The following is a 25,715-nucleotide window of genomic DNA, read 5'->3' on the forward strand; positions in this document are numbered from 1 at the left end:
GGGCTCAGTTCCGGGGAAACGGCAGCTTCACGGTGATCGTCGTGCCCTTGCCGGGCACGGTCTCGGTCTCGATCTGCCCCTTCATCAGGTCGACCAGCCTTGCCACCACGGCCAGCCCGATCCCGGTGCCGCCATGCCGCCGCGTGCGGCTCTCGTCGGCCTGCGTGAAGGGCTGGAAGACCCGCTCCAGCTCTTCCTCGGTCATCCCCGCACCGGTATCCTCGACACTCAGCTCCAGCACCCCGTCCCGGCCAAGCGTCATCGTCACCGTCACCCGGCCTTTCTCGGTAAACTTGATCGCGTTGCCGATCAGGTGCTGACCGATCTGCACGATCCGCTTCGGATCGCCTTCGAGCTCCGTGTCGCCGCCCGCCGAAATGTACAGCTCGAAATCGAGCCCCTTGTCCTCGGCCTTCTCGGCGAACTGGGCATCCAGCCGCTCGGCCAGTTCGTTGGGGGTGAACACCTCGTGCGCCAGCCGCACCGCCTCGCCTTCCAGCTTGGCCATGTCCAGCATGTCGTCGAGGATACCCACCAACCCCTCACCCGAGTCCCGCAAAACCGCAAGGTGCCGGCGCTGTTCGTCGTTCAGGTCGGTATGGCCCAGCAGCTCGGCCATCCCCAGCACCCCGTTCAGCGGCGTCCGGATCTCGTGGCTCATGTTCGACAGGAACTGCGTCTTGGCCGCGTTCGCCGCCTCGGCCCGGTCGCGCGCCTGCCGCAGGAAATCGGCCGCCGCCTCCTGCGTGGTCACGTCGCTCACGCTGCACACCACCTGCCGCCCCTCCGGCCCCATCACCGGCACGGCATTGACCGAGATCACCCGCCGCTCGCCATCGGGCCGCACCAGGGCAAAGCGCATGTCCATGACCTTATCGCCTGTCCGCAGCACAACCGCCGCCGGCAGGTCTTCGCGCGCCAGCGGCCTGCCATCGACCGTGGTGACCTTCCAGTCGTCGTCGCGCACGTTCCGCGTGGTGATCTCGGTTACCGGCCGCCCGGTAATCATCTCTGCTTCGGGGTTGGCATAAACGATGCCGCCATTCTCATCGACAAGGAAGATGCCGATCGCGCTGTTCTCCATCAGCGATTGCAGCCGGTCGCGCTCGGCCTCCAGCCGCCGCGACAGGTCAAGCAGCTCGGTCGTGTCGCGCAGGCTCAGCACCCAGCCCATCGTCACCCGCCCGATATGCAGCGGCCGGAAGATCGGCACCAGCCGCGTGTCGAAGGCCCGGTCCTGAAGCCGGATGATCCTAGGCTCGGGCGTGGTTTCCCGCGACAGGTTCTCCTGCACGTAACCCCAGATCGGCTCCATCCCGCGCAGCGACGCCCCGTCCCGCGTCAGCTCGCGGCCCAGCAACTCCCGCGCCGGCTCGTTCGCGCCCCAGACGATGCCATCGGTATCCAGCACGATGATCCCGTCGGAACTCGACAGGAACAGCACTTCCTTGCCGATACTGTCGAGGTTGAGCACCCGGCTGACGATCAGCAGCCAGACGAACAGCGTTACCACCGCCGAGAACAGGAACGGCGTCGGATCGAAACCGAAGATCGTGATGTCGTAAAGCAGGTACCCCACGTTGCCCGCCACCGGCACGATCGTCACGATCAGCAACGCCCGGAAGAACGAGCGGTACATCCGCTTCGCCTGCAACGAGGCATAGGCCAGGATCCCCACCGCGGCGGCAAGGAACACGTACAGCACCAGCGCGGTCACGTAGAAAAGCGGCCCGTGATCGAACGTCGCGGACAGGCGGCCATTGACCGTCTCAAGCGCCGTACCCTCACCGTAGAAGGCCCCGTGCCACGGGTTGGTCAAGGTAATCGCCATCACCCCGACCAGCACCACCAGGATCAGCGCCTTCACCCTCGGGTCGCGGTCGCTGCGCACCAGGAAGGCGTAATTGTAGAGGAAGAAAAACCACGTCACCGGCACCGTGGCGATGGCGGGCCAGGCGGCGGTGGCCCAGAACAGCTTGCGCTCAAGCGTCGTCGACTGGATTTCCATCCCCGCGCTGACCAGCCACCAGAACATCGCCGCGCAGGTCAGCATCATGAACGGCTTGCCGTTGAAGAAGGTCCGCCCACCCAGGAACAGGATGCAGAAGATCATCAACGCCGCATTGATCACGACGATAAGCGTGGGCGCGTGCGCAAGATCGATCAAGTTTTGGCGGCCTTCTGGTGGTGCTGCCCGAGAAAATAACCCGAGGCTACTGCAATGCGAGACTTCGGCTGACCCATTTGATCAGGCCCGATGCATCGATCGGCTTGGGCATGTACAGGCTGGCCTCGGCCAGATGCAAGCTGCCTTCCCTGACGTGATCCAGTTCCGCCGTCGTCAGGATCATCGGCGACTCGCGGTTGGGGCTCGCGCCCGTGCGCAGGCAGCGGATGATGCGGTCGCCCTTGATCGGGTCCATGTTGCGGTCGAAGATCAGCAGGTCGAACTTCTGAGACAGCGCCGAGACCAGCGCCTGCCGGCCGTCCGGCACCATGGTGAACTCGACCCGAAGGACCGCGCTCAGCACGTCAGAGATGATGCTCCGCGCGATCTCGTCATCGTCGGCCAGCAGGACCTTCGCCGTGCTCTCGCCCGGCTTTGCCGGTTTGGACATGTCGTTCATGACTCCTCCGCCGGAATGAAGGCATCGAGAAGCTGAAGCAGCTCCCTCTGCCGGAATGGTTTCGAAAGATAGCTGTCGAAGCCGCCGACGATGTAGTCGGCGATCTGCTGCGGCATGGCATTGGCAGTCGCGGCGACGGCCGGCGCCGGCGGCAGCCCGGCCTCCCGCTCGAGCCGGCGGATCTCGTCCAGACAGGCCAGCCCGTCCATCTCGGGCATCGAGATGTCGATCATCAGCACATCGAACGGCGCCCCGCCACAGGCCTCCTGCGCCGCCTGCCACATCTCGACCGCCTCGCGCCCGTCCTTCGCTTCCTCGATCTCGATCCCGGTGCTGCCCAGCATTGTGGTGATCACCAGCCGGTTGGTCGAACTGTCATCGGCCACCAGCGCCCGGCGCCCCGGATAGGTGTCGCGCAGCGGCCGCGCGTCGGGCGAAGCAGCCTCGCCCGGTGCGGCGGCCACCGACAGCGCCGCCTCGGGCAGCGGAAGCACCACGCGGAAGGTCGTGCCCTCGCCCGGCGTACTGGTCACGCCGATCTCCCCGCCCATCAGCCGGGTCATGTCGCGCACCACCGCCAGGCCCAGCCCGGTGCCGCCGTAGCGCGCCGAGATATCGGCCCCGGCCTGCCGGAACGCCTGGAAGATGTTGCCAAGCTGCTCCTCGGTCATGCCGATCCCGGAATCCGTGACCTCGAAGACCAGCGGCTTGTTCTTCCGCGCCGACAGCTTCAGCGTCACCTCGCCGTCCGAGGTGAATTTCATCGCGTTGTTCAGCAGGTTGTGCAGCACCTGCTTCAGCCGGTGCTCGTCGCCGCGCCGCCCCTCGCCCGCGCCGGGGCTGACCAGCAGGCGGAACCCCACGCCCTTGCTCTCGGCCAGCGTGCTGTAGATCTCGGCCACTTCCTCGACCATCTCCAGCGGGCTGAACGGCGCCGACACGATCTCCAGCTCGCCCGCCTCGATCTTCGACATGTCGAGGATGTTGTTCAGGATCCGCAACAACAGCTCGCCCGAGTTGCGGATCGTGTCGATCATCTTGTGCTGCCGCTCGGTCTCCAGCGTCGGCGCCAGCAGGTCGGCAATCCCCAGGACACCGTTCAGAGGCGTCCGGATCTCGTGGCTCATGTTGGCCAGGAACATGCTCTTCGCATCGCTCGCCGCCAGCGCCTTGAGCCGCTCGTTGTAAAGTTCCGTCACGTCGGAACCGACACCGCGATACCCGCTGAACTCGCCGGTGATCAGGTCGTGGAACGGTGCGGCCGAAAGCCGGATCCAGATCTGCGAGCCATCGGTCTTGCGCGATGACAGGATATGGTTGCAAAACCCTTCCCCTGCCTCCAGCGCCGCCCGAACCGCCTTCCACGCCGCCACGTCCGACTCCGCCGGCCGGCCCCCCGGCAGCAGCGCCGAAAGGTCGCGCCCCTCAAGCTCGGCCGGATCCTGCCCGGTGATCGTCTGGAACGTGTCGGACAGGAAGCTGTGGTTCAGATCGGCATCCAGCTCAAAGAACCAGTCGCTCGAAATCGCCGCCACGTCGTAGAACCGCCGCACGGCGGTGTCGCGCTCCTGCAGCGCGCGCTTGAGGTCCTCGTTCGACTGGCGCAGCGCCTCCTCCGACGCCTTGCGCGCGGAAATGTCGATCAGCACGCCCGAAATCCGCAACGTGCGCCCCTCGGCATCGCGCGAGGTGATGCGCCCGCGCATCTCGACCCAGACATAGTGGCCCGCGGCATGTTTCATCCGGAACTCGCGCCGCACGTGGTTGCGCTGGCCGTGCAGCAGCATTTCGAAATGCTGAAGGACCTCGGCGCGCTGATCCGGGGCGACCATCTCGAAATGCGAAATCACCGTCGCGCTGGAGATCTCCTCGCGGTCATAACCAAGGATCCCGACATAACGGTCGTTGGTGATCACCTGGTCGATGCCGCGGCGCCATTCCCAGGTGCCCACCTGCGCGCCCTCGATGATCTCGGCCAGCCGCTCCTCGGCCCGCTTCAGCTCGGTGATGTCGATCCGCATCCCGACCCGCCCGCCATCCGGCGTCGGCTCTTCGAGAATGCGGATGCACCGCCCGCTGCTGAGGTTCTCCTCGATGTATTCCTTGGGCGTGCCGCGGCGCGCCAGCCGCTCGGCGACCCATTCCTCTTCCCGGCCGACGGCGTCGGCATACTCGCCCCGCTCGGCACCGTAGCGCAACAGCTCCTCGAACCGCACGCCCGGTATCATCGCCTCGGCCGAGCGCGGATAGAACTCGCGGTACTTGTCGTTGCAGATCACCAGCCGCTCGTCGCGGTCGTAATAGGCAAAGGCATCGGGCAGCGCCGAAAGCGCGTTCTCCAGAAGGCCGCGCGCCTGCTCGGCATCCTGCTCGGCGGTCTTCATCGCGGTGATGTCTGTCGCCACGTGCACGAGAATGCCATCGGCACCCTGCTCATCGATCTCGGCGCTGATGTTCAGATCGACCCAGTATTCCTCGCCGCTGCGGGTTTCGTTGAGGATCTCTCCCCGGAACGTGCGGCCCGCCTCGACCGCCTCGCCGATCTGGCGCGAGGTCTCCGGATCGGTATTCGCGCAGCGGGTGAAATCCAGAAGCGACCGGCCCATCATCTCGTCGACGGAATAGCCCGATTTCTCGACGAAGGCCCGGTTTGCCCAAAGCACGTTGCCCGGCCGGTCGGTGATGACGACGAGGTTCGTCATCAGTTCGGCCACCTTGCTCAGCCGTTCCAGCCGGTTGCGCGCGTGGGCGTCCTGCGTCACGTCCCGGATCACGGCGACGAAGCGGAAATCCGGGTCGCCCGGCCGGCCGCTGGCGGCCACCGTCGCCTCGTGCACCTGCGTCTCGCGGCCGACGATCCGGTCGAACCGGCGCGCTTTCGAGACGCCTGCGCTCTCGGCCTCGTCCATGCAGCTGTCGAGGATCTTCGCGATATACGCCGGCAGCACGTCCGCCGGTGTCTTGCCGGCGCGCCGCTCCATCGGCACGATCATCATGTCCGAAGGCCCGGCGAAAATGCCGGTATAGCGCCGCTCGGCATCCAGTTCGAAAAACAGCTCGGGCAGGGTGCGGAACAGCGCCTTGAACCGGTTCGTTGTCAGGCGCAGCGCCTCCTCGGCCCGCTCGCGGGCCTGCTCCGACTCGATCCGCCGGATGGTGACCCAGATGATGTCGGCCACGGCCTTCAGCAGGTCGATCGTCGGCTCTGCGAACGGCGTGGCGATCCGGGTGTTGTCGAAGCCGATGAAGCCGCCAAGCTCGCCGTCATGCATGAACGGCACCACCAGCAGCGCCTTGATCTCTTGGCTCCGCAGGATGTCGCGCAGGTCGCCATCGTCGTGCCAGTTCTCGACATCCGGAAGGTGGATGTGCCGCCCCTCGATCAGGTCGGGCATCCAGGGATCGATCAGCGACAGCGGCAGGTTCTGGTTCTGCTCGATCGCCGGCCGTGTGCCCTCGGCCACCCATTCATGCGTATTCGAAATCTCGAGGTCGTCGTTCAGCCGGAAGATATAGCACCGGTCGGCCCCGGCAATCGCTCCGACCCGCTCGATTCCCTGGTCGAGCAGCGCGTCAAGATCGTCCGGCGTGGCGCGCACCAGGTCCGCAAGGAGCCTCGTGACGAATGCCTGATCTTTCACTGCGCGCGAATGGGTCATATCCATTCGAAACTCTCCGGAAACCTCTGGGTGCCACGCACCATAGAAATACGGCATCTTTAAGGATGCTCTTGGTTTTAAATCAGATTTGCGCCCACCCCCGGCCGCTGCGTGCCATCTGATAGCATGTGTCCGGCCACGCCGTCGACCCACGGATTGCCTTGGCGTCAAGACCGTCGCGGAAAGGACTCACCCGGCTGTTCCGCTCCCGGTTTCGGCCCAGATCGCCCGCAGGTCGTCGGCCAGCGTCATCGGGTCGAACGGCTTGGGCAGCACGCGCACCGCGCCCAGCCCCATCAGCCGCTCCACTTCCTTGCCATGCACCTTCGCCGTCAGGAAGACGGCCGGCGCCGCCTCCAGCCCGTCCAACGACTTCAGCGCCGACATCGTCATCGGGCCATCCATGTCCGGCATCATCACGTCCAGCAGCAGGAGCTGCGGCGCAAATTCCTGTGCGGCCGAGACCGCCTCTTCCCCCGATGCGAAACCGCGCGCGGAAAGTCCTCCGACGGTTGACAGGGCCACGTCGATCAGATCGCGGATCGCCGGGTCGTCGTCAACGAACAAGACCTTCTCAAGCTCGCTCATGTCACTTCCTCTGATTTGCCGTCCGGCAATGTCCAGTATGGTACAAATATGCGTATCAGGCATGTTCAAAAGCTCCCGTTACGTCAACTCCCGTTTCACACAACGGAAATTCCACCCAAAACCGCGCACCTTCGCCCTCGTGAGAGACGAAGCCCACTCTTCCGCCCATCTGGCTTGCCAGTTCCTTCGATATTGCGAGACCGAGCCCCGAGCCCCCGCTCTTGCGGGTGTCCGACGCATCGGTCTGTGAAAACTTCTTGAAGATCGCCCCGTGAAACTTCTCGGGGATCCCCTGCCCACGGTCGGACACGACAACCCGCACCCCGCCGCGTGCCGACTCGACCGCCACGGTCACGGTCTGGCCCTTGGCCGAGAACTTGACCGCGTTCGATATGTAATTGCTCAGGATCTGCCCGGCGCGCATCTGGTCGACCGCCACCTCAAGCTCCGGCAGACGGCCCTCGATCGCCAGCAGCACCCCGAACCGGTCGGCATAGCCGTGGTTGATCTCGACCGATTGGCGCACCAGCGTATCGATCCGGCAGGGCGCGATATCGAGGGTCAGCTTGCCCGCCGTCAGCCGCTCGAGGTCGAGGATCTCGTCGATCAGCCCCGACAGCCGGTCGCTGTTGGCCATCGCCGCCCCCACGATCTTGTGCCCCTTATCGTCGAGCGTCCCCAGCACACCGCCCCGGATCAGCGACAGCGTCCCCTTGATCGAGGTCAGCGGCGTGCGCAGCTCGTGGCTGACCGTGGCAATGAACTCGGCCTGCATCCTCGCCACCCGGCGACTTTCGGTGATGTCCCGGATGATCGCGATGAACACCTTCTCGCCCCGCGTTTCGACCTCCGACACCGCCAGCGCCACCGGGAAAGCTTCCCCGTTCCGGCGCAGCGCCTCCATCTCGCGCACCTGCCCCAGAAGCTCGGGGGCCCGGTCCGACAGGTACTCGGCCATGAACCCGCCTTCCAGCCCGCCCGCATCCGACGGGAACAGCGTCTTGACGTCCCGCCCGGTCACGTCCTCGGCCGGATAGCCGAACATGCTTTCCGAGGCCCGGTTGAACGACAGGATCGCGCCCTTGCGGTCCAGCGTGATGATGCTGTCGGCCACGTTGTCCAGCACGGCGGCGTTGCGCTTGGCGGCATTGCCCAGCGCCTCCGCCGCGCGCCGGTCCTCGGTGACGTCGAGGTTCACCCCGGTCATCCGCACCGCCCGGCCCTGCTCGTCCCGCGACACCCTTGCCACCGAGCGGAAGACCCGCGCGCCCTTCTCCGGGTTGTAGACCCGGAATTCCGACTCGAACGGCGTCGCATCGTCGGCCAGCGCCGCTTCGACCTCCCTGGCCACCCGCGCCCTGTCGTCGGGGTTGAGAAGGTCCGGCCACGCGCCGATCGTCTCGTTGAACGACCGCGGCGACAGGCCGTAAAGCCGGAAATTGCCATCGCTCCATTCCACCTTCCCGGTCGCCGGGTCGTAGGCCCAGATACCGATCTGCGCCACCTCGGTCGCCAGCTGCACGCGCTCCAGCGAATCCTGCAACATCTGCGACGTCTTCCGCCGCTGGGTGATGTCGTTCATGATCGCGATGAACCCGGCATGCCGCCCGCCGGAATCCCAGATCGGGTTACAGCGCACCTCGGCCCAGAACGGCCGCTGGCCCATGTCGTACATCACGACCTCGACGTCGAACCCCTCGATCCGGTTCACCGCGTCTTGCATCTCGCCGATCACGTCCCTGTCCGACTCGGCCCCGAGGAACACCCGGCCGGGCATCTTGCCCACCACACCCTCGAGCGTGTAGCCGGTCATGTCGGTGAACGCCTCGTTGACCCACTCGATCCGGGCGTCGGTGTCCATGATCAGCACCGAGTTGGTCGTCTGCCGTGCCACCTGGGACATCCGGTCCAGCGCGCGGGTCCGGTCCTGCACCCGCTCCTCCAGCGTCTTCTGAACCGCCTTCTGCGACCGAAAGCTCTCGCCCAGCCGCGCCGACATGTCGCGTAGCGACGTCGACAGCGTCTCGTATTCGGCGATGTTGCTCGTGGGAAAGGTCACGCCGGCATCCTGCCCCGACATGATCGACCCGGTCAGCCCGTCGCTCAGCCGCGCCAGCCGGCCGAGCGGCGCGCCCAGCCATTCGCTCAGCACCTTCGACCCGATCATCGCCAGCCCGATCGCGATGGCCAGCATCGTCATGTTCCATCGCCCGCCGGCCTCCATCTGCGCCACCAGCGCCCCCGCAGACACCTCCACCAGAAGCTCGCGGCCCGCCGCGTCGCCCTCCAGCGGAGTGCGAAGCACATACCGGCCCTCGCGCGTGCGCGTCATCGCCGGCATGTCGCCGGCCGGCTCCCAAAGCATCAGCCCGTCGTCAAGCCGGGTGATCTCGCCGGCGCGCCACGGGCTGCTGACCGATCCGATCAGCGCCTCGCTCTCGCCGTCGGGGCCAGTCAGGGCCAGCCCGATTTCCGCCTGCTGCGGCTGGTCGTGGGCCATGTTCGCCATGAACAGGCCGATATCGCGCTCATAGGCCGCCTCGATCTCCGAAAGGTCCCGCCCGGCCGCCAGTTCCTGCCGCGTCCAGTCAGTCAGCAGGGAGACCAGCGCATCCACGTGTTCCACCGCCTGCCGGTATTCGTGCCGGCTTTCCAGCACGGTCATCCCGGCGGCCGAAACGCTCGCAACCAGCACCAGCACATAGAACACCAGCGAATGGAACGAGGCCCGCGTGCCCGCCCGGAACGACGGCGGCAGCCAGCGCCGCAGCGCGATCAGCAGCAGGCCGGCGACCACCGCGTTGAACACGCCGTTCGTGGCCTGTTTCAGCGCGATCAACCCGGCCGACACGCTGTCCATCTCCATCGCGCCGCCGTAGAAGACCAGCGCCAGCGGGCATCCCGCGAAGATCCAGAACAGCGCGTCCGCCATGGCAAGGTTGGACACCCGGCGCGACAGCACGTAGACCGCCGCCGCCTCTGCGGTGAAGATGATCAGCGCATAGGGATGGCCCCAGGCATAGACCGTGTAGCAGGATCCCATCAGCGCCACGACGCACCCGCCGGCCAGCCCGAACAGCCGCACGGCGATCAGCGCGAAGACCGACCCGAACACGAACGAGATCGGGGTGAACAGCGTCAGCGCCGCGGCATTGCCGGCATAAGCCAGCCCGGACAGCAGCAACAGCCCGGCCACACGCTCGATTACACTGGGTCCGGACGTCACGCGGGATACTCCGAGAGGTTACATTCGATAGCGATACCAGTGAGTTTGGTAACGCGGCTCATTGACATGCTCCGCGCCCGACTTCCAGAGGGGACCGGCCGAACTTGCATTTCAGCACCCGGGATGTTGCGCATATAAAACATTCACGCCTGAACAATGTGCCGGAAGAGACTCACACGCAAATGAGGATTGTTAAGGCGCGCTTAACACTTTTTGATTGTGCATTAAGGACACAGTTGTACCGGTCGCCAACGGATTTGTATCCCTCGGCACCGGCAAATTTCCGCACCCCCGGACCAACCGCCCGTTTCCTGCCGCATTTCGGCCAGAATGGACAAACAGAATACTCAAATCTGCCACACCCTAACCGAATTTTCGGTCCAGTTTTCGTCAAAAAACAACCAAAGGGTAACGAGCGAGGGCGCCGGTGCTACGTGTACTTAGTATTGAAGACGATCTGATCATGCAGGACATGATCGCTGCCACCCTTGAAACCAAGGGCGGCTACCGGGTCGACTTCGCCGATACCGGCGCGCAGGGGCTGACCATGCTGACCGAGGGGTTGCGCAAGTTCGACTGCCTGCTGATCGACGTCAACCTGCCCGACATGACCGGTATCGAGTTCACCGAGAGGGCCCGCGCCCTGCGCGGCTACGACGAGACCCCGATGATCGTGGTGACCAAGAGCGACGACGAGGCGACCATCGTCGATGCCTTCTGCGCCGGGGCCACCGACTTTCTCGCCAAGCCCTTCATCCCGTCCGAGCTGATCGCCCGGCTCAGCGTAGCCCAGCCGCAGGCCCGCTCGAAAACCGCCAACCTGCCCGCGCCGCGCCGCCAGACCCTGCCCGTTCTGGCCGGCGCCACCGGGCAGTCCTACCGCAGCAGCGAGGTCTTCCTGAACTTCCTGCACAGCCTCGATCCCGGCCAGGTGCGCAAGACGACCCTTCTTGCCGTCGACCATCTGGCCACCCGCGACATGGACGCGCCCGGGGGCGACCCCGAAAGCGTGCTTTCCGCGATCGTCAATGCCCTGGCCCGCGTCTTCGACCGCCAGCTCGTGATCTGTACCTCCATGACAGACCACCAGGTCGTGGCGGCGCTTTCCGCCCGGCCCGCCGAAACGCCCCTGGCCCTGACGCACCGGCTGGTCGAACAGATACAGGCCAGCCAGCGCAATGCCGGCGGCTGGACACCCGGTCTGATCGTCGGGAACCCGATCACGCCTTCGATGTTCTTTGCAGACGAACCCTTGCGACTTCTCGAGCGCGCGCTCCTCAGCGTCGAACGCCGCCGTCGGGATCTGAACGTGGGGCGGACGGATGACAATGTCCTGCCTCTTCCGTCGCGCATCCGGCGAATGAGACGCAGCCGGACAGCCGACGATTTTGCCTGACACCCGCCGTGGGATGCGTTCGTGATTGTAGTTGGTAAAAAAAATGGTATCGAGTATGTTCAATGACGTTACGTCAAAGAGATTGGCCGCGATACGCGGCGCAAGGCATAAGACGGTGAACAGCAGGCTGAAGGGCGAGCAGACCGGCACCGACGATGGCGCCATGGCGCATGAGGCGCTGAGACGGACCGATACGACCGGATCCGCGGCCCTTGTCGCGACCCATACGTCCGACGTCGCCCTCACCTCCGATCATACCGGCCGCATCATCTGGGCCAACGCCGCCTTCGAGCGGCTCACGGGCTACGAGGCCGACGAGTATATCGGCCAGAGACCCGGTGACCTGCTTCAGGGCCCCGAAACCGACCCCGCCACCGTGCGCCTCATCAGCCGCAAGCTCGCCAGTCACGAACCGGTCGACGTGGAAATCCTCAACTACGCGAAATCCGGCGAACGCTACTGGCTGAACATGCTGATCAACCCGGTCTTCGACGCCTCCGGCCGGCTGACCAACTTCATCTCGATCCAGCAGGACATCACCCGCCACAAGCAGACCGAGATCGACCTCCAGCGCAGCCGCGACCAGCTCCGCATGGCGCTCGACTACGGCGCCCTGCCCTTCTGGGACCTCGAGCTCAACACCGGCCATTGCGAGTTCTCCGACAACTTCGCCACCCTGCTCGGCAGCACCCCCGGCCGCGACGGGCAGTTCGATTTCGAATGGCTCACGCAACACGCCCACCCTTCCGAGCGGCGCTGGATGCACCGTGCCATGCTCCGCCACTACGCCGGCGAGGATCTCGACGTCACCTGCCGCTTCCGCCAGGAGGCCGGCACATGGATGTGGCTGCGCCTGCGCGGCCGCATCGTGCTTGATGAAACCGGCTTCCCCGTCCGCAGCCTCGGCGTCGTCAGCGACATCACCAAGATCCAGTCCGAGCGCGTCCAGGCCGAGGAGCGCGACCGCCGCAAATCCGAGGCTTTGGCTCACACAACCCACGAAATCCGCAACCTTCTCAACGGCATATCCGGCACCACCCAGGTTCTGCTCTGGTCCGACCTGTCCGAGGAGCACGCCAGTCTCGCCAACCGCATCCGCAAGAACTGCGAGATCCTGCACGAGCTGGTCAACCACACGCTCGACCTCTCCCGCATCGAGGCCGGGCTGCTCACCCTGCATGCCGAGCCCTTCGCCGTTGCCTCCCTCGTCGACGAGGTGCGCGACACCCTCGTCGACCAGGCCGAGAACAAGGGCCTGCGCCTCGTCACCCGGGTCGACCCCTCGGTGCCCCGCCGCGTCATGGGCGACCGTGGCCGCATCCGGCAGGTGCTGATCAACCTCACCGGCAACGCGGTCAAGTTCTCGTCGCATGGCGAGGTCTGCGTCTGCGCCGGCACCACCCCCGACGGCGACGTCGTCTTCAACGTCTGCGACGACGGCCCCGGCATCCCGCTGGCCGACCAACCGCACCTCTTCGAACGCTTCCGGCAGGTCGATGACGGCCGCAGCGGCGAGCGCGAGGGCTCGGGCCTCGGCCTGGCCATCTGCGCCGAGCTGGTGCGCCTGATGGGCGGCTCCATCTCGATCCACAGCGCCCCCGGCGCCGGCGCCACCTTCCGCATCGAGCTGCCCCTCGACCGGGTCGATGCCGAGGATGCGGCCGAGACCACCGCCGACACCGACCGCCCCGAGGAAATCCTCCAGCTCGCCATGGGCGACGCCCGCATCCTGCTGGCCGAGGATGACGAGATCTCGCGCGGGGTCATCACCGAGATGCTGGGCCTGATGGGCATCACCAACATGCGCGCCGTCGACAGCGGCGACGTGGCCGTCGGCGCCGCCGGCCAGGAACGCTACGACCTGATGATCTTCGACCAGAACCTGCTGGGCATGAACGGCGCCACCGCCGTCCATACCATCCGCGACGGGACCGGCCCCAACCGGCGCACCCCCGCACTGCTGATGTCCGGCAACGTGGGCGACCTGCCCGACCGCCTGCCCGAAAACGTGGCCGTGCTCTCCAAACCGCTGGAATGGCAGAAGCTCATCCGCCTCGTCAGCGACCTGGTCGCGGGCGGCACGCCGGCACAGGAACGGCGCGCCTGACAGGCGAATATTTGCCGTTCGCGCAACCCTGGCGGTGCAACGCCACGAAAACGCCCAAATTGCGCCCTCAATATGAGCGACAGACTTTTAATTACTTAAGGGATTGCCCCTGCTTACGAAATGGAACCACGATGATGAGAATTCTTGCCGTAGACGATGATCCCGTATTTCGCGAGATCCTCGAGTCCTACATGGACAGGCTGGGCTATCCCGACGTCACCTACGCGATGTCCGGGCCCGAGGCACTGAAATCCATTCAAGCGGCTCCGCAGCCGTTCGACTGCTTCCTCTGCGACATCGAGATGCCCGGCATGAACGGCATCGAGCTGGTCCGCAACATCCGCTCCACCGAAAGCGGCAAGCGTGCACCGGTGGTGATGATCACCTCGATGGGCGACCGCGACAGCGTCGACGGCGCCTTCCAGGCCGGGGCCATCGACTACCTGTCGAAACCGCTCGACATCAACCAGCTCCGCGGCCGCCTCAGCGCCGTCGAGCGGATCGTCCGCGAAAGCCGCCGCTTCGAATCGATGAAGGCGATGCTGCGCGACCACGACGCGATCGAGCAGGGCATGCGCGATTTCGACGAGCCCGTGGCGCTGAACGATGTCGACGGGGTCATGCATTACGTCGCGGTCAAGAACTATCTCGAAACTGTCGGCCGCCTGCGGATGATGAACCACGCCGCCATGTGCATCCACATCCGCAACGCCGAGAAGCTCTTCGGCCTGATGACCCGCACCGCCTTCATGGACATGCTGGGCGACGTGGCCGAAACCGCCCATGGCGAGCTGCAGACCATGCACCACATGTTCGCCTACGCGGGCTCGGGCGATTTCGTGGTCCTCCTCCCCCGCCTCGCGGCCATCGACCCGGGCGAGCTGGAGGCGCTGATCAACGTCGCGCTCGAACAGTTCTACGATCAGCTCGACGAGCCCGACGTGATGCGCCCGGTCGTCACCTGCGGCCCGGTCGTGCGCCCGGCGCTGCTGCAACTCGGCGACCCGGCGAGCATGCTGGAAAAAGCCCGCTCGCTGGCGCAGTTCCCCCTGCCGCACAAGACCCAGGCCAAATCGATCCTTCAAACCGCAAGAGCATAAACGGGAGCAGACATGACACAGGCACAGATGGAAGATCTTGATCAGATCATGGCCCAGAGGCTGGCCAAGACGCGCGATCTCTTCCTGAAGGTTCTGGCCGAACGCGATCGCGAAATCGTCGAGGCCCGCCGCAAGGTGGAACAGGACGAGGCCCCGATCGATCTCGGCATGGCCGAGATCCGCTCGGTCTACCACCGCATCGCCGGATCCGCCGGCTCGCTGGGCTTCGCCGACTTCGGCGACCTGGCCTCGACCTTCGAGGCGACGATCGACAGCCTGCGCGAAGCCCGCCGCACCGATCCCACCGGCTGGGCCGCCGTCGTGCGTGATTCCGAGATCTTCCGGGCGCGCATCGCACAGCTTCTGCAGAACCGCTGATCACCGGCGATTCACGCAGAATTGAGTAAATGGCAGCACTTCCGGCCCGCGTACTGCGCGGGTCGGGGTATTTTTTGCTATGAGATTTTACATAACCCGGCGTAAGCTGGCCCTCGGTTAATTTGTACGCATCGCGACTCCCGGGGAGGATGGCCTGCATGATGCGCGGCCTTCTGGTGTTTTTGATCTATGGCATTATCCTTGCCGCGCCCCAGCTCGCGGCGGCGGAGACACGTGCCCTGCTGATCGGCGTCTCCGACTATGACGATGCCGCCGGCGTGGCCGACCTCAAGGGCCCCGCCAACGACGTCCGCCTTCTCGGCACCACGCTCGAAACCCGCGGTATTGCCGACATCACCGTGCTCGCCGACGGGATCGAGGGCGCACCGCGCCCGACCCGCGCCGCCATTCTCGGCGCCTTCGCCGATCTCGCCGCCACGGCGCAGGATGGCGATTTCATCTACATCCACCTGTCCGGTCACGGCACCCGCCAGCCCGACCGCAACGGCGACGAGGCCGACGGGCTCGACGAGGTGTTCCTGCCCGCCGACACCGCCCGCGCCGAACCCGGCGCCGGGGCCATCCCCAACGCCATCACCGATGACGAGATCGGCGAAGCACTCCATGCCATCCGCATGACCGGCGCCGACGTCTGGTTCGTGCTCGACAGCTGCCATTCCGGCTCCGGCACCCGTGCCGCCACCCCCGGCACCGTCGCCCGCTTCGTCGACCCCGCCGCGCTCGGCGTTTCCGTCACGCCCGCGCACCAGGCCGAAGACGCCACCGAGTCTGCCCCCACCGGGGAAGAACCGCCCGGCGGGCTGCTCGCCTTCTACGCGGCGCAATCCACCGAACTGGCGCGCGAGGTCAACTTCGCCGAGGCCGAGGGCGGCGACGACTGGTACGGCTTCTTCACGTCCACGCTCGCCGCCCGGCTCCAGGACGATGCCGCGCTCTCCTTCCGCCAGCTCTTCCAGGCGGTGCTCTCCGACATGAACGCCTCCCACGTGCCCGGCGTCGCCAAGCTCCAGACGCCGCTCTGGGAGGGCGACCTGATCGACGCCGCCGTCTTCGGCGGGCGCGACACGGCGGGCGTACGCCGCTTCGCCGTCACCGATGACAGCGTCGCCGCCGGCATGGTCCACGGGCTGGCCGAGGGCACGCTGCTGGGGCTGGTGGCCGACGCGGCGGACGCGCCCGACGCGCTGATCGGCTTCGCCCAGGTCGAAGATCCCGACGCGGCCGAAGCCTTCCTACGACCGGTCTCCGCCGACTGCACCCCGCGCGCCGACACGCTCTGCGACATCGCCGGCACCCTCCCGCCCGAGGCCCGCTTCGCCCAGGTCATCGCCCACCCGGTCGACCTCACCATCGCGCTGGCCCATCCCCGCGACCTCGCCACCGGCGCCGCCCTGCCCGACGACCACCCGCTCGTCACCGCCCTGTCCGAGGCCGTCGCGGCCACGGCCGACGGCACAGGCCCCGCCGTCACCCTGTCGGCCACCGAGGCCGATATCGACGTGCTCCACACCGACGGCGCCCTCTGGTTCGGCCTGCCCGCGCAAGCCGGCGACAGCCCCGCCGGCCTCACCTGGACGCCAGAGAGCGACCTCGACCTGCCCGCCGCCCTCGCCCGCATCGCCCGCGCCGAAACCCTGGCCCGCATGCTCGACAACCTCTCCGCCTCCGGCTCGCTCCTGAACCCCAGCCCGGTCGATGTCGAAACCCAGCTCCAGCCCGTCCCGATCGAGGCGCTGGCCGACCTGGGAAGTGACACCTCCCCCCGCCGTGAATGCCGCGCCGCCTACCGTGCCGCCAGCAGCACCGCCCCCGTCCCCCTCGACCGCGGCGCCCGGCTCAAGCAATGCGACGGGCTCGCTTTCAGCGCCCAGGGCGCCACCGGCGGCACCTTCGACGTCAACCGCGTGCATGTCGACGCCCAGTTCTGCGTCCATGCCGAACACGAACGGATCACCGGCAACGCCAACGCGCTGCCCCTCGGCCCGGCCATGACCATCTGCTCCGACTGTCCCAGCGGCTATTCCGCCGGCACCGAGCGGCTGTTCGTCATCGTCACCGAAGCCCGCGACAACACCGAGGCACTCAATCTCGAAGGCCTGGTCGAAACCTGCGTCGATGGCCCCACACGGGGCACCGCAGCCGACCCGCGCGCCTTTCTCGAAGACCTGGCCCAGCGCGGCGACACGCGCGGTGCCTTCGGCGGGCTCGGCTCCGCCGGCATCTGGGTCGAGGCATGGACATGGCAGGTTCTGCCCCGCCGCGAAGCGTTCCTGCGCGCGGGCCGGGCGGTCGAGCCAACGGAATACCAGGGGAAGAAACAGGACTTTTAACGGGAGAAGACAAATGAAATTTCTGACCTCAAGCGCCACGGCATTGTCCGTGTTCTGCATGCTTGCGCAGCCTGCGCTGGCGCAGGACTCGAGCTTTTCCAAGGTCGCCGTACCCGCCCAGGGCACCGGCACCTCGGTCGCCAACTACGTGGTAAAGGAGCGCGCCAAGGCCGAGAACCTCACCGGCGAGACCGCCTCGCGCATCTATGGCGGCCGCGCCGCCCAGGATGGCGCCTGGCCGCACCAGGTGTCGCTGCACCTGACCGAACGACTCGACGGCACCGTCGAGGGGCTCTACGGCTCGCAATTCTGCGGCGGCTCGATCGTCGCCCGCCAATGGGTGCTCACCGCCGCCCACTGCATCGCCGATGACGAGGGCCGCGCCGTCCAGCCGGGCGAGGTGGCCGTCAAGTCCGGCGCCGCCGACCTCGGCGAGGGCGACCTGCGCGCCGTCGCCCAGGTGATCGTCCACGAGGATTACGATCCCCGCACCGGCGACGCCGATATCGGCCTGATCCAGCTCGCCGAGCCGATCAGCGACAGCTCCGGCCCGGTCGCCGCCATCCCGGTGCAGACCGGCTCGACCCAGCTGCCCGAGGGCCCGGCGGTCGTCATCGGCTGGGGCATGATGGAAGAGGCCAAGTTCCCCGTCGACCTGATGGAAACCGATATCGACATCGTCTCCAACGCCACCTGCAACAAGGGCATGGCCGAGGTGTCGCAACGCGATCTAGGGGCGTTCCTCCTCGCCATCGGCACCGAGAACCGGATCCCGATGACCAGCCTGGAAGAGGCCTACTCGATCATCCTCAACAACTGGGGCGACGCGCTGACCAACAACATGATCTGCGCCGGCGTACCCAGCGGCAAGCGCACCTCCTGCAACGGCGACAGCGGCGGCCCGCTCATGATCAAGGAAGCCGATGGCGACTGGCTTCAGGTCGGCATCGTCAGCTGGGGCCGCAAACCCCTCGGCTCGAACGAACCCTGCGGGCACGAGAACCTCTACTCGGTCTACACCCGCGTATCGAACTACTTCGACTGGATCGCAAGCCACGTGCGCGGCTGATCCGCGGGAAGGAGAGAACGTATGACCTTGATTGCACGCACCGCGACCGGCGCGGCGCTGGCGGCGCTCCTCAGCGTCCCGGCGCTCGCCGACGACGGCTTCGGCGGCAGCTTCGACGACGGCCAGCCCGCCGTCGAAGCCACGTCCGATGCAAAGGAACCCGAGCCGAATGCCGGCTCGGACACTGGCTCGGACACCGGGGCGCAAGCCGCCTCGGAACCGGCCACCGATGACGGCTTCGGCGGCAGTTTCGGACCGGGCACCGAAACCACGACCGACAGCGGCACCACCACCGGCGACACCGGCACCACCGGCACGACGGCGGAAACCGCGCCCGAGGATGGCAACTTCGATCCCGACTTCGCGATCACCGGCTCCGGTACCGGAACCGGCGACAGCACCGAAACCGCCATGCCGGAAACCCAGCCCGAGCCACAACCCGAGGCCCAGCCCGAAACCGATCAGGGCGGGCAGGCCCAGGCCCAGGCGATCACGGTCGATCCCCAGATCCTCTCCTTCGAAAGCCGTGACTACGGCGTGCCGCCCTCGGGCAACCTGCGCAATGGCGGCATGCACGCGCCCACTCCCACCATGGTGCCCGGCGCCTCGGTCGTCTCGACGGAAGGCCTCGCCAACGCCATGGCCAGCGGGCTCGAGATGATCATCATCGACGTGCTGGGCGGCGAATACGCCCTGCCCAGCGCCTACATGATCCCGGAAATGTCGTCTCCCGGCTCCTACCAGGACCGGATTCAACAACAAACCGGGCAGTTCCTCGGGCAGGTGACCGGCCAGATCGCCGATTACCCGATCATCCTCTACTGCTCCGACCCGCAATGCTGGCTCAGCTACAATGCCACGCTGCGGGTCGTCGCGGCCGGCTACACCAATGTCTACTGGTACCGGGGCGGCATCACGGCGTGGCAGATGGCGGGTTTCCCGGTCTATCCGTCCGGCTACTGACATGCGGCGGGCGGCCCTCGGCCTGATCGTGGCCCTGGGCCTCCTGCTGGCGCCTCCCGCGTCGGCACAACAGCCCGCAGCCGATCTCGGCGCCCTTAACGGGGCGACGATGGAAGCCCTCACGGCGGGCGACACTGCGCTCGCCCTCGAACGCGCCCGCGCCGCCGTCGATGCGGCGCGGGCGTTGCCCGACCCCGACCCCGACCCTGTCGCGGTCGCCTACGCCCTCAACAACCTCGGTTACGCCCTCTCGCTCGCGGCCGACCCGCAGGCCGCCGCCCTGCTCGACGAGGCCATCGCCTTCGCCGAACAATCCGGCCTCACCGGCACCGACCCGTGGTATCTGGCCGCCACCAACCGCGCCAACCTGCACGTCGCCTCGGGCGACATCGCCGCCGCCGAAGCCCTCGTCACCCGCATCCTCGACATCGGCCGCAACACCCCCTCCCACGGCCGCGCCGCGGGCATCGCCGCCTCGGTCCATTTCGCCGCCGGGCAATACGTCGCCTCGATCGAATTCCTCGAGGAACTGCTCGCGGTCGATCCGGAGATCCTCCGCCCGGTCTACGGCACGATCTACACCACCTACGCCCAGACGCAGGAGGCGATGGAGCAGGCCGGTCGCACCGACGACGCCATCGCCCTCATCACCGGGCGCATCGCCATCCTCCGCCGCTTCATGCCGGACGAGGTCGAGGGCATCCAGAACCTGCTGTCGCAGAAATTCTTCCAGCTTCACCAGGCCGAGCGCTACGGCCCCGCCGCCGATGCGTTGCGCGACTGGGCCGCCGCCGCGCCGCTCTCCGCCGACGAGCTCGCCTATGTCGACGAGATGGCGACCCTCACCCTGACCGCCACCCAATCCGCCAGCTACACCGAGCTGCGCGAGGTGCAGCTCGACTATGCCCAGCTCGCCGTCGCCTATGCCGAACTCACCGGGATCGAGAACGACCCCCGCCTCGGCCTCGCCCTGCGCGAGGTGGCGCATGCCCAGACCAATCTCGGCCTCCACGAACAGGCCGCCCAGACCCTCCGCCGCGCCGCCCGCGTGCTCGAGGCGACCGAGGAAGGCCGCAAGAGCCTGCACCTCATCCTCGACGACCTCGCCGCCAACGCGTGGCAGCGCAACGACCTGTCGCTCTCCGAACGGCTCTACGAGCAGGCGCAAGGCGCCTACCGTGTGGCGTTGTCAAACGGGGCCGAGCCGCTCACCCCCGTCGATCTCGCCATCGGCGCCACCAACCGCGCGCGGCTGATGACAGACATGGGCCGCCCGCAGGAGGCGCTCGACCTCACCGAAATTGCACTGACGCAATACCGACAAGATACCGACGTGATACCGACGTGGAATATCCGGGCCGAAATGGCCCGCATCCACGCCGCCGCGGCCACCGCCCTCGCCGACCTCGGCCAGCCCGAACAGGCCTTGGCCCGCCTCGATCTCGCCCTTTCCATCGCCCGAGAAAGCTACCCCGAAAACCACCCCGACCTTGCCACGGCCCTGGCCAACGCCGCCGACTTTCTCTTCGTTCAGGGCAATAAAACAAGGGCCTTGAGCCTGCTGGAAGAGGCCATCGCCATCAACACCGCCGCCCTTCCCGACACCATGCCCATGGCCGTCGACGCCCGCCTGAAACTGGCCCTCTTCCACCTCGCCGAGGGGCATCTCGATACCGCCCTCCCCCTTCTGCAAACCGTGGCCGATGCCCGCAAGGCCCCGGCCTACCGCTCACAACTCCCTGATTCCTTTCAGAATTTCGAGCTCCTCGCCTGGTCCCTCCTCTCCGGCACCGATCAACCCAGCCCCGCCCGCCTCGACGAAGCCCTCGCCGCCCTGCAATGGACCCAGGTCACCCGCTCCGCCGAGGCGCTCGCCATGATGGAAGCCCGCCTCGCCGCCGACGACCCCCTGCAAGCCGTCTGGCTCCGCCGCCGCCAGGACCTCCGCGAGGCCCACACCCGCGAAACCTCCGCCCTCCTCACGGCCTACGGTTCCGGCACCGACCCGAGCGCGATTCAGGCTTTGGATTCAAGGCTCAACAGGCTCGAGACAGAGCTGCGGACGGTCGAGAACACCCTCTCCGATCTGGGCCTCGACACCGCCGGCCTGACCGGCGTCGAGCCCCTTCATCTCTCCGAGATCCAGGCCCTGCTCGACCCCGGCGAGGTGCTCGTCACCTTCCTCCTGCCCGGCCTGCGCCCCGACATGGTCGCCGGTCTCGACGGCTCCTCGAACCGGACCATCGCCATCAGCCACGGCGCCGTCCGCGTCGCCCCCATTCCCGACGACAGTCGCCGCAGCCTCAACGACAGGATCACCGCCTTCCGCTGCCAGGTCGCCGTCAGCGACCCCAACTGCGCCACCTTCGCCACCGCCTCCACCCGCGGCGCCATGCTGGCGGAAGAGGACGGGGACGACCCAACCACCGGCTTCGACGCCGACGGCGCCTTCCACCTCTACCAGGACCTCTTCGGCGGCGTCAGCGGCATGCTGACCGAGGCCGACCACCTGATCATCTCTCCGCCCGCCGACCTGTTACGCCTGCCTTTTCAAGCCCTTGTCACCGATCCCGAGGGCGGTCCGAACGGCACGCCCGACTGGCTGATCCGCCACAATGCCGTCTCGGTCCTGCCCTCGATCACCAGCCTGCGGGGCCTGCGAAACCAGCCGTCGCGCAAAACCAGGGGGCTCGGCCGATACCTCGGCCTCGGCGACCCGGTGATCGGCAATAGCGGCCCCGTCGACTGTGCCACCGTCCGCATGGCCAACCTCCGCGCCGCGCCGCCCGAAACACCCGACCTGATGGATGGCGACACCGGCGCCGCCCTCGCCCGCCCTGCCGCGCTTCGCGCCCTTCCCCGCCTGCCCGACTCGGCCTGCGAGGTCGAGGCGATCGGCCGCGTCTTCGGCAATGCCGCCTCTCTCTTCACCGGGTCGCAAGCCACGGAAAGCAGGGTCAAATTCCTCGACGCCTCCGCCCAGCTGGCGCAGTACGACGTGATCGTATTCGCCACCCACGGCCTGACCGCAGGCGAGGCCGGCGCCCGCGCGCCCGGCCTTGTCCTGACCCCGCCCGACATTGCGACGGCGGAAGATGACGGCCTGCTCACCGCCGCCGAGATCGCCACGATGCATCTCAACGCCAGCCTCGTCGTCCTCTCCGCCTGCAACACCGCCGCGGGCGAGGATGCCAGCGCCGAGGGCCTGTCGGGCCTCGCCCGTGCCTTCTTCCACGCCGGCGGCTCCTCGCTCCTCGTCACCCACTGGTCGGTCTATTCCTCCGCCGCGGTCGAGGTCTCCACCGGCCTCTTCCGCACACTGCAGGACGAGCCCGAGCTCGGCCATGCCGAGGCCCTGCGCCGCTCGGTCCTCGCCATCCTCGACGACCCGGCACAGGACCCGCTGCGCACGCACCCCTCCTACTGGGCGCCCTTCGCCATCGTCGGCCTGCGCTAACCCGCCAGCCTTTGCTCGTCCACCGGCAGGCCCAGCCGCTTGCCGATCCACGCCCCGGTATCGAGCATCCGGTTCGAGAAGCCCCACTCGTTGTCATACCACGACAGCACCCGCACCATGCCGCCCCCCGTCACCCGCGTCTGACCGGGGCAGAAGACGGAGGAATGGGAATCGTGGTTAAAATCGCTCGACACCAGCGGCGCGTCGTTGACGGCAAGAATACCGTGCAAAGGCCCTGATCCGGCCGCCTTTCGGATCGCTTCGTTCACCTCGTCTGCCGTCGCCGAACGCCTTGGCATGAAGGTCAGATCGACCACCGAGACATTCGGCGTCGGCACCCGGATCGCCGCCCCGTCCAGCCGCCCGGCAAGGTGCGGCAGCACCAGGCCGACAGCCCGCGCCGCCCCGGTCGATGTCGGGATCATCGACAACGCCGCGCCCCGCGCCCGGTAGAGATCCTTGTGCGCCGCATCCAGCACCGGCTGATCGCCGGTATAGCTGTGCACCGTGGTCATGTAGCCGGTCTCGATCCCGAAGGCGTCGTCCAGCACCTTGGCAACCGGCGCAAGACAGTTCGTCGTGCAGGAGGCGTTGGAAATGACCGTGTCACCGGCGTTCAGGCTCTGGTGATTCACCCCGTAAACAATGGTCTTGTCCGCCCCCTCCGCCGGGGCCGAGACGAGAACCCGGCCAGACCCGTTCTGCAAATGCCGCGCCGCCTTGTCGCGGGCGGTGAAGACCCCGGTGCACTCCAGCGCCACGTCCACGTCGGACCACGGAAGATCCTCCGGCGCCCGCTCGGCCGTCACGCGGATGCGCCGGCCGCCCACGATCAGTTCGCCTCCCTCGATCGAGACCTCCTCGGCCAACCGGCCATGCACGCTGTCGTATTTCAGAAGATGCGCGTTGGTCTCGACCGGGGCGAGGTCGTTGATCGCGACGATATCGATATCGTCCCGTCCAGATTCCACCCACGCCCGCAGGACGCAGCGGCCGATCCGGCCGAACCCGTTGATGGCAAGCTTGGCAGTCATGTTGAAGGCTCCCTTTAGCTGATTTCGCGATTCATGGTAGCGCTAACATATTTTGAAACGAATAACCACTGACCCGGCCGCTTTTCCGGTCGCGCCAGTGGAAAATCCGTTCAGGAGGCCAGTTCGTCGACCCGTGAGAGATGCTCGAACAGACGCGCCACGGCCTCGGCGCCGGGGTCGTTATGCCCCGCAAGGCTCTCGGCCGAGACGTAGCTGGCCCTTCCCGCCCGTGCCCGTGTGATCTCCGCCGTGGCATCGGCGCCTTTCCTCGCCGCCTCCGCCGCCGCGGCCAAACCATCCGGCAACGCCTCCAGCGCCGGCAGCAGCGCGTCGATCATCGTCCGGTCGCCGGGGCTTGCCCCGCCCACCTGCTGCACCCGGTCGAGACCCGATTTCAACGCGCCAATGGCATCCTTCCCGCTGGCCGAGGCATCCCCCGCCGCCGCGAAGAAGATCGCCAGCAACACGCCCGATGACCCGCCCATCGTCTGGCTCAGTTCCAGCCCGATGGCCCGGTATAGCTGCGTCTGATCCGCCAAAGGCAATCGATCCAGCGACCCGATCAGCGCCCGCGACGCCGTGGCCAGCGTACTGCCCGTATCCCCGTCCCCCGACTTCGCATCCAGCGCGTTCAGCGCATCCTGCTCCCCGATCAGAAGGTTGCAGCACCGCTCTACAAAAGTCCGCGTCGCCTCGTGCGAGGACGGGATCGGCTTGATCGGCGTCAGCCCGTCCGGCAGGTCGAGCACCTCGACCTCGCCGATCATGTGACAGCCCGGCCAGGCCCACGGCGCCACCGGCGCCAAGAGCGCCGCCTCGTCGGCCTTCGACACCGGGTAGACCGAGATCGAGAACCCCCGCATATCCAGCGAGGTCATCATCGGCGCCGGCCCGATCAGCCAGCGCAGCTGATCCCCGATCCTTGAACGGGTCAATTCATGCGCCAGTACCCCCATCTCCAGCGGGGTCGTCCCCCCGAGATTGTTCAGCAACGCCACGTGCGGCCCGCTGCCCAGGTGCGGCGCCAGCCGGTCGATCACCATGGAAATCGCCTCGCGCGCCGTGGTGAAGGGCACCTGTTCGATCCCCGCCTCGCCGTGAATCCCCAGCCCCAGCTCGGCCTTGCCCGGCCCGATCCGGTCTTCCTTGGGCGAACCCGGGACGGTGCAGGTATCAAGCGACATGCCGATCGACACGGCCCCCGTGATCACCCGCTCCGCCGCCTCGGTCACGGCATCGAGGTCGGCGCCCTGTTCGGCCAGGGCGCCGGCAATCTTGTGGACGAACAGCGTCCCGGCCACCCCGCGCGCCTGCGGCAGGTCCGGAAGGGCCACGTCATCGTCGACGATCACCATGTTAACCTTCAACCCCTGCGCTCTTGCCCGCTCGGCCGCCAACCCGAAATTCAGCCGGTCGCCGGTATAATTCTTCACGATCAGCAGGCACCCCGCCTTGCCCGTCACCGACAGGATCCCCGCCAGCACCGCATCGACCGAGGGCGAGGCGAAGACCTCCCCGCACACTGCCGCGGTCAGCATCCCCTGCCCGACGAACCCCGCATGGCTCGGCTCGTGCCCCGAGCCGCCGCCCGACACCAGCGCCACTTTCGACCGGTCCCAGTCGGTGCGCACCACCACCTTGATATGCGGATACCCATCCAGCCGTGCCAGCCGCCCGCCCGCGATGCGCAGATTGCCGTCGATCGCTTCGGTGACGACCGTTTCCTTCTCGTTGATGAACTGCTTCATGGGTCAGTCTCC

At 67.0% G+C, this 25,715-nt stretch carries 15 protein-coding genes; 8 read left to right on the forward strand and 7 right to left on the reverse strand.

The genetic code is table 11. The features are described 5' to 3' along the window. Positions 1-4: 4 nt before the first annotated feature. From QUV18_RS01380 to QUV18_RS01400, 5 genes are all read right to left on the reverse strand, one after another. Entirely contained in the window at positions 5-2,167 is a 2,163-nt protein-coding gene (locus QUV18_RS01380) for a histidine kinase N-terminal 7TM domain-containing protein (RefSeq protein WP_300891448.1), read from the reverse strand. A 46-nt stretch (positions 2,168-2,213) separates the two neighbouring features. Continuing rightward, a complete protein-coding gene (locus tag QUV18_RS01385; protein ID WP_300891449.1) occupies positions 2,214-2,618 on the reverse strand; it encodes a response regulator in 405 nt (134 codons plus the stop codon). A 5-nt stretch (positions 2,619-2,623) separates the two neighbouring features. Continuing rightward, positions 2,624-6,268, reverse strand: coding sequence for a PAS domain S-box protein (locus QUV18_RS01390; protein WP_300891450.1), 3,645 nt, complete (start codon positions 6,266-6,268; stop codon positions 2,624-2,626). A 207-nt stretch (positions 6,269-6,475) separates the two neighbouring features. Continuing rightward, positions 6,476-6,874 (reverse strand): response regulator, encoded by a 399-nt coding sequence (locus QUV18_RS01395; protein WP_300891451.1) that lies wholly within the window; start codon positions 6,872-6,874, stop codon positions 6,476-6,478. A 55-nt stretch (positions 6,875-6,929) separates the two neighbouring features. Further along, a complete protein-coding gene (locus QUV18_RS01400; protein ID WP_300891452.1) occupies positions 6,930-10,100 on the reverse strand; it encodes a PAS domain S-box protein in 3,171 nt (1,056 codons plus the stop codon). Positions 10,101-10,527: 427 nt separating this feature from the next. On the opposite strand from QUV18_RS01400, the gene QUV18_RS01405 reads away from it, so the two are divergent. The 8 genes from QUV18_RS01405 (at position 10,528) to QUV18_RS01440 (ending at position 22,921) form a co-directional block, all read left to right on the forward strand. Continuing rightward, positions 10,528-11,496: a response regulator gene (locus QUV18_RS01405; RefSeq protein ID WP_300891453.1), complete on the forward strand. Its 969-nt coding sequence runs from the start codon at positions 10,528-10,530 to the stop codon at positions 11,494-11,496. 115 nt (positions 11,497-11,611) lie between these two features. Next, positions 11,612-13,603, forward strand: a complete 1,992-nt coding sequence (locus tag QUV18_RS01410; RefSeq protein ID WP_300891454.1) for an ATP-binding protein — start codon at positions 11,612-11,614, stop codon at positions 13,601-13,603. 134 nt (positions 13,604-13,737) lie between these two features. Further along, a complete protein-coding gene (locus QUV18_RS01415) occupies positions 13,738-14,703 on the forward strand; it encodes a response regulator (protein ID WP_300891455.1) in 966 nt (321 codons plus the stop codon). A 27-nt stretch (positions 14,704-14,730) separates the two neighbouring features. Continuing rightward, a complete protein-coding gene (locus tag QUV18_RS01420; protein ID WP_300891456.1) occupies positions 14,731-15,081 on the forward strand; it encodes an Hpt domain-containing protein in 351 nt (116 codons plus the stop codon). A gap of 158 nt (positions 15,082-15,239) precedes the next feature. Next, positions 15,240-17,432 (forward strand): caspase family protein, encoded by a 2,193-nt coding sequence (locus tag QUV18_RS01425; protein ID WP_300891457.1) that lies wholly within the window; start codon positions 15,240-15,242, stop codon positions 17,430-17,432. A gap of 13 nt (positions 17,433-17,445) precedes the next feature. Beyond that, a complete protein-coding gene (locus tag QUV18_RS01430) occupies positions 17,446-18,501 on the forward strand; it encodes a serine protease (RefSeq protein WP_300891458.1) in 1,056 nt (351 codons plus the stop codon). Between the two features lie 21 nt (positions 18,502-18,522). Further along, positions 18,523-19,464, forward strand: coding sequence for a rhodanese-like domain-containing protein (locus QUV18_RS01435; protein WP_300891460.1), 942 nt, complete (start codon positions 18,523-18,525; stop codon positions 19,462-19,464). Position 19,465: 1 nt separating this feature from the next. Then, the gene (locus QUV18_RS01440) at positions 19,466-22,921 is read left to right on the forward strand and encodes a CHAT domain-containing protein (protein ID WP_300891461.1); all 3,456 of its coding nucleotides are present in this window, start codon (positions 19,466-19,468) and stop codon (positions 22,919-22,921) included. Here QUV18_RS01440 and gap read toward each other — a convergent pair. Together gap and QUV18_RS01450 are read right to left on the reverse strand one after the other, a co-directional pair. Then, complete coding sequence (gap, locus tag QUV18_RS01445; RefSeq protein WP_300891462.1) at positions 22,918-23,955, reverse strand: type I glyceraldehyde-3-phosphate dehydrogenase; 1,038 nt, start codon at positions 23,953-23,955, stop codon at positions 22,918-22,920. The two genes, QUV18_RS01440 and gap, sit on opposite strands and share 4 nt — an antisense overlap. A 110-nt stretch (positions 23,956-24,065) precedes the next feature. Then, positions 24,066-25,703, reverse strand: coding sequence for a dihydroxyacetone kinase subunit DhaK (locus QUV18_RS01450; RefSeq protein ID WP_300891464.1), 1,638 nt, complete (start codon positions 25,701-25,703; stop codon positions 24,066-24,068). Positions 25,704-25,715: the final 12 nt, after the last annotated feature.

Source organism: Roseovarius sp. (assembly GCF_030373445.1).
GTDB lineage: Bacteria > Pseudomonadota > Alphaproteobacteria > Rhodobacterales > Rhodobacteraceae > Roseovarius.

Coding starts and splice junctions, on each gene's coding strand:
- QUV18_RS01395 (WP_300891451.1), bottom strand. CDS start 6,874: ATGAGCGAGCTTGAGAAGGTCTTGTTCGTTGACGACGACCCGGCGATC.
- QUV18_RS01415 (WP_300891455.1), top strand. CDS start 13,738: ATGAGAATTCTTGCCGTAGACGATGATCCCGTATTTCGCGAGATCCTC.
- QUV18_RS01440 (WP_300891461.1), top strand. CDS start 19,466: ATGCGGCGGGCGGCCCTCGGCCTGATCGTGGCCCTGGGCCTCCTGCTG.
- QUV18_RS01430 (WP_300891458.1), top strand. CDS start 17,446: ATGAAATTTCTGACCTCAAGCGCCACGGCATTGTCCGTGTTCTGCATG.
- gap (WP_300891462.1), bottom strand. CDS start 23,955: ATGACTGCCAAGCTTGCCATCAACGGGTTCGGCCGGATCGGCCGCTGC.
- QUV18_RS01450 (WP_300891464.1), bottom strand. CDS start 25,703: ATGAAGCAGTTCATCAACGAGAAGGAAACGGTCGTCACCGAAGCGATC.
- QUV18_RS01425 (WP_300891457.1), top strand. CDS start 15,240: ATGATGCGCGGCCTTCTGGTGTTTTTGATCTATGGCATTATCCTTGCC.
- QUV18_RS01420 (WP_300891456.1), top strand. CDS start 14,731: ATGGAAGATCTTGATCAGATCATGGCCCAGAGGCTGGCCAAGACGCGC.
- QUV18_RS01385 (WP_300891449.1), bottom strand. CDS start 2,618: ATGTCCAAACCGGCAAAGCCGGGCGAGAGCACGGCGAAGGTCCTGCTG.
- QUV18_RS01435 (WP_300891460.1), top strand. CDS start 18,523: ATGACCTTGATTGCACGCACCGCGACCGGCGCGGCGCTGGCGGCGCTC.